We start from the raw sequence: 1,228 nt of genomic DNA on the forward strand, positions 1-1,228 counted from the left end.
AAAGCACGTTTGCTCCGATCCATACCGGATAATTTCCTGATTTTATGATGGGCTCAAGCTCCTTAAACCCTTTTCTTGTTATTGCAAATATGACCATGATCGAAATTTAACGCAGAGCTCTGGGGCAGCCTACTATATGCATCTTTTTGTGTGAGAATACGAGCGTAGCGAGCCACACAAAAAGGTGCATATAGTAGGCTGTCCCCCAGCAGCGAATTGTTAGGCGGAACTACGCACTAAATCTCCGGATTTGGAGTTGGGTCAGGTATCTCAATGTTATTAGAATAGGTACAAGGCTCTAGCAAAACTCCATTAACCTTCAGCTGAGCAATCACTGTAACATGTACTTTTGTGCCAAAAACTCCATGGTAATGGTGGGTGCTTATATCCCAATTGCGCTCACTTGTCCCAAGATTTTCTGGCTCACTCCTAGAACAAGAAAATACGTCAAAGAAAAATGTATTACCTCCATAACCATGAGTAAGGCGTATTACTACAGCGCCTAGTGCTCCCCCACTATATGGATGAACGCTTGAATCAATTTCGAGATGAACTGAAGAAGTACTCTGGGGCTGGACGGCTCCAGATGTATCGCCAGGCCTCCATTCTTTAGATTGACCAGAGTGGTACACATTGCTCGGATTATTAAGGCTAAACCCCGAGGGAAGTTCATTTGATATGACTTTAGTTTGTACCACCTCGCCAGCATCATCTTTTAAAACAAGAAAAAAAATATTACCAACTTGATCAAAATAATAACAACTAGCCCTACAGTTTTCCTTAGACTCACGCGTTAAAAGATTGTTTGCATACAAAGAACTAGAAAATATAGTGAGTACTGAAAATATAATTAACTTTATTGTCACGATATCCTTCCTTTGATCGGTTCAATTTTCCATGTTACATGTACATACAGCGTTCCCAGAGAGTACTGCAGATAATAGACATACACGTTTGCGATTATTCTTTATACAGATGCTAATATAGATTGCAACGCCCAAGTCTAAATCGCAGCAGCAAGACTAGCAAAACTAAACCTTCAAATAAGTTCAAATTTTGACGCTGAAGACTCGTATTTGGCGCAACTACTTCCTTACTAGTTGTCACTCGGCGCGTCTAACGAGGCTGTAGAAAAACTGTTTCAGGGAATTAGCTCTTCTAGCCATACTTTTGTCGTTCATAGGGGCTGATTTAAACACAGCCCATTTACATAGTCATTCAATTCGGA

The 1,228-nt window shown here is 40.7% G+C and carries 1 protein-coding gene; it reads right to left on the minus strand.

Going from position 1 to position 1,228, the window contains the following annotated elements; all coding sequences use genetic code 11:
• Positions 1–236: 236 nt before the first annotated feature.
• The gene (locus AC6R19_RS22705) at positions 237–866 is read right to left on the minus strand and encodes a hypothetical protein (RefSeq protein ID WP_500582147.1); all 630 of its coding nucleotides are present in this window, start codon (positions 864–866) and stop codon (positions 237–239) included.
• Between the last annotated feature and the right edge of the window lie 362 nt (positions 867–1,228).

The sequence above is a fragment of the Microbulbifer sp. SE14 genome (genome assembly GCF_059834885.1).